The sequence below is a fragment of the Bradyrhizobium sp. dw_78 genome, from assembly GCF_018449525.1.
In the GTDB taxonomy this organism is placed as follows: Bacteria; Pseudomonadota; Alphaproteobacteria; order Rhizobiales; family Xanthobacteraceae; genus Bradyrhizobium.
This window is the reverse complement of sequence record NZ_JAAVUS010000020.1, coordinates 1-3,294: the sequence shown is the minus strand read 5'-3', so window position 1 is coordinate 3,294 and position 3,294 is coordinate 1. Positions and strand designations below refer to the sequence as shown.

General features: G+C 58.2%; 5 protein-coding genes and 1 pseudogene. 4 read left to right on the top strand and 2 right to left on the bottom strand.

The genetic code is table 11. The annotated features are described in order from the left end of the window. Window positions 1-313 (top strand): annotated as a pseudogene (locus tag HB630_RS28135) (NAD-dependent dehydratase); the annotation flags it as partial. A 351-nt stretch (window positions 314-664) separates the two neighbouring features. Here the strand turns inward: HB630_RS28135 and HB630_RS28130 are convergent. Then, entirely contained in the window at window positions 665-919 is a 255-nt protein-coding gene (locus HB630_RS28130; RefSeq protein WP_213775992.1) for a hypothetical protein, read from the bottom strand. Window positions 920-1,556: 637 nt separating this feature from the next. On the opposite strand from HB630_RS28130, the gene HB630_RS28125 reads away from it, so the two are divergent. Beyond that, on the top strand, window positions 1,557-1,856 hold the full coding sequence (locus HB630_RS28125; RefSeq protein ID WP_213775991.1) for an HU family DNA-binding protein: 300 nt from the start codon (window positions 1,557-1,559) through the stop codon (window positions 1,854-1,856). 219 nt (window positions 1,857-2,075) lie between these two features. Here HB630_RS28125 and HB630_RS28120 read toward each other — a convergent pair whose 3' ends face one another. After that, on the bottom strand, window positions 2,076-2,324 hold the full coding sequence (locus HB630_RS28120; protein ID WP_213775993.1) for a hypothetical protein: 249 nt from the start codon (window positions 2,322-2,324) through the stop codon (window positions 2,076-2,078). 151 nt (window positions 2,325-2,475) lie between these two features. On the opposite strand from HB630_RS28120, the gene HB630_RS28115 reads away from it, so the two are divergent. Continuing rightward, window positions 2,476-2,730 (top strand): type II toxin-antitoxin system VapB family antitoxin, encoded by a 255-nt coding sequence (locus tag HB630_RS28115; RefSeq protein WP_213775990.1) that lies wholly within the window; start codon window positions 2,476-2,478, stop codon window positions 2,728-2,730. Beyond that, window positions 2,730-3,134, top strand: a complete 405-nt coding sequence (locus tag HB630_RS28110) for a type II toxin-antitoxin system VapC family toxin (RefSeq protein ID WP_213775989.1) — start codon at window positions 2,730-2,732, stop codon at window positions 3,132-3,134. Before HB630_RS28115 ends, HB630_RS28110 begins: the two co-directional genes overlap by 1 nt. The last annotated feature ends 160 nt before the right edge of the window (window positions 3,135-3,294 follow it).

Below are 3,294 nucleotides of genomic sequence, written 5' to 3'. Positions count from 1 at the left end.
CATTGTAACTGCCATGGGTGCATCTGCGGATTCCATGAGCTTCTACTACAGGACCAAAGGAGAGGTTGAGAGAGACATCCAGAAGATCGGGTTCCGATCCCTTACGATCTGCAGACCCAGCCTGATTGGCGGCGAGCGTAACGAAGCTAGGACTGCAGAGCGAGCGGCGCTGACGCTGCTTCGAATCTTAGCTCCGATTCTTCCGAAGAACTTTCATGTCAATCCGGCAGATGTCATTGCTGCTTCGTTGCTGGATGCCGTCGTCGCTGCAAAAGCAGGGTGTCGCTGGATATACGCCGAAGATCTGAACTGAGGCCCGGTAGCAACTTTCGCAGCGATCCTCGAAGATTAAAATTCGAATAGCTTAAAAAATTCTTCCATCGTAAACTCCGAAAGCAAACATTCGGACCGCCTATGGGCAACGTTGCTAACGACTTTCAGTATTAGCGCGTTTTGAGTGATGTCCACTATCCGATGCTTCGTGGGCTCAAACTGGATATCTGCTCAGATCCGAAAAGTAACATCAGCAGAAGTGGCCCGGCTTGACGTTCATGTCAATTGCCTCAAACGGATGGTGACAGTTCCAGCGCCACCTTCCCTTTCGAGTTGCGCCGCACGAACCGACGCCGCCAGCTCCATATCGTCCTGCACTCATCCAGTCGAATTATGATTGGTTTTGCTCTTGAATCATCAGGAGCTGCTGCATCAGGGCCGTATCTGGCGTATCGGCGCTGATTTGTGGTGACGAAAAAGGAGTAAAAGTTACGCCAGTGAGTGCCTGGCTCTCGTCAAGGCTGACGGGTTCGAATGACTTACCCGGAGCCAATGGAGGCGCGCCAAGAGTCTTCGCGCCTGCACCTGTTGGCAAGTTGCCAGAAAGCGTTCCTGCGGCAACGAGAGGGATAGGGCCTACGTTCATTTTAATAATCTCCAAGGTTCATGGACGCCACGTTAGGGGAGCAAGTGCCGTGCCAAGACCTGGCATTGAAGTTTTAATTAGGCCGTCTACCGACACCTCAACCGGCGGGCCACGAGCTGGGCTTTCGAGCGAATATTCAAGCTATTGCAGCAGCGATCACGTGACGGGCACCCCGGTGAACCGGTCCTAGCTTAGGAGGAAAAAGCAGCGCGTATAAATTTCAGCCCGGCATAATTTGCCGACCCAACTTCCCAAGAGGCTCTTGTCGGCGGCCGAGCCGTCACCGCGCGCTCACATGCCTGCCCGGTAAAAATCGATGTACCGCAGATACGGACGCGCAACGACGACTTCGCAGCGCCGGCCAAGCACGACCGCTCCTACCCTATCGCCGGACATTGGGGGAGACTTTGGCGGCCTTGGTTTCGCAGATCGGATACAGAAGGACAGGCGCCCGCAGAGTGAAGACCCGCAGTTCGCGGCGCTTCAGCGCAGCCGACAGCCCGGCCCGCCGGGCGACGCCACATCAGCCTCCTATTTGAGACACGCAAAATCGTTCGCTCAGCTGCAACACTGGAAATCGCTGATTTTCAGGGGAGTCCCGTCTATTGTCGCCGTTTCACGAATCAAAGGAGCCACGATGGCAACGCAGATGACGAAGTCGCAATTGATCGAGCAGATCGCGAACACAAACGAGCTGGCCAAGAAGGATGTCAAGGGCGTGATGGAGACCCTGGCCGAGATCGGCTACAAGGAGCTGAAGAAGAATGGCGTGTTTGTCGTCCCCGGCTTCGCCAAATTCGTCGTCATCAAGAAGCCTGCCACCAAGGCGCGCAAAGGCACCAATCCCTTCACAGGCGAGGCCATGACCTTCAAGGCGAAGCCCGCACGCAAGATCGTCAGGGCACGTCCGGTGAAGGCTGCCAAGGACGCGGTGTAAAAGACATCCTGCGGTGGAGGCTCTTGCGTTTTGGCGAGGAGCGCTCCCCGCTGGGATGACTTCGCGGATAACGCCGTGAACGACGAGGTAACGATCGGTGCCGTCATCGGCGCCGTTGTCGGTCATAATCACCTTTAGGACCGCGCGCTGCGGCTGATATTGGCCGCAATCCTGTTAGTTCCGGGTGGCAAGCTGCTGTTGATGTAGCATCTCCACGCATCACAACGCGCCCAGATCATCCGGCACGTCACCGAATGTCTTCAGCACCACGGCATCGGAAAATTCGCCGGTCGCCGGATCCCCGGTCCGGCTGAAGGCGACCGCGCCGACATGTCCCGCTTTGCGCGACAGCACCTCAGCCCGCGCGACGGCGGCGCCAGGGTTGAAACACTCGGTCGGCTCGCCTGCGGCCACGCCGTCATCGGCAGCCAGAAAGGGCAAAGCGACGAAATAGGTCACCTCGGCCACTCTCATACCCCCCGCATCTTGACTGACAGGAATGTTCCTATTTTGTTCTTATTTCGCCAAGCGCAACTTAACCTCGTTTAGGCGCAACCTATGAGCCTTTGCATAAATTCGAGGTATAAGATACCTAAATAGGAACCAAGGAACCTAAACGATGGCCCTCAGCATCAAAGACCCGGAAACGGAACGGCTCGCCCGCAATCTCGCTCAGCTCACCGGCGAGAACATCACGACGGCGACCAGACGCGCCATCGAGGAGCGGCTGCGCCGGGTGGGCGGTCACTCCCGAAAGGCCGCCCTGCTGGAGGATCTCGCCGATATCCGGCGGCGCTGGAGCGCGTTGCCGGTCCTGGACGACCGGAGGCCCGAGGACATTCTTGGCTATGACGAACATGGATTGCCACGCTGATGGTGATCGATACGTCCGCCATTGTGGCGATCGCCCTGAACGAGGCTGATGCGGCGGAGTTCGAGGAACGGATTGCGGATGATCCGATCCGGCTGATCTCCACGGCGACCGTGCTCGAAGCCACGATCGTGCTCGAAACACGACTGGGGGACGCCGGCGGACGTGAGTTCGATCTTTGGCTGCTCAAGATTGGAGCGGAGATCGTCCCTGTCGATGCTGAACAGATGGACACTGCGCGGCGCGCCTGGCGCCGATATGGCAAGGGGCGCCATCCCGCCGCGCTGAACTACGGCGATTGCTTTCCCTACGCGCTGGCGCGGAGCCGCGGGGAGCCGCGGCTGTTCAAGGGGGAGGACTTCGCCAGAACCAATGTCAATCAACGCAGCGAAGACCCGGCTGGATAGAACGACATCGGACGAGCTGAAATTCATGCAAAGGCGGTTACCTTCGGGCCGACTCCGGACAGAAGCGCGGACCAGGCAGAAGCAGTAAGCGGCAACGATCGTCACCTGAAAGGCGGAGACGCTTCGCGGCTCCGGTCGCGGGCGTACGCCTGCGACTAGA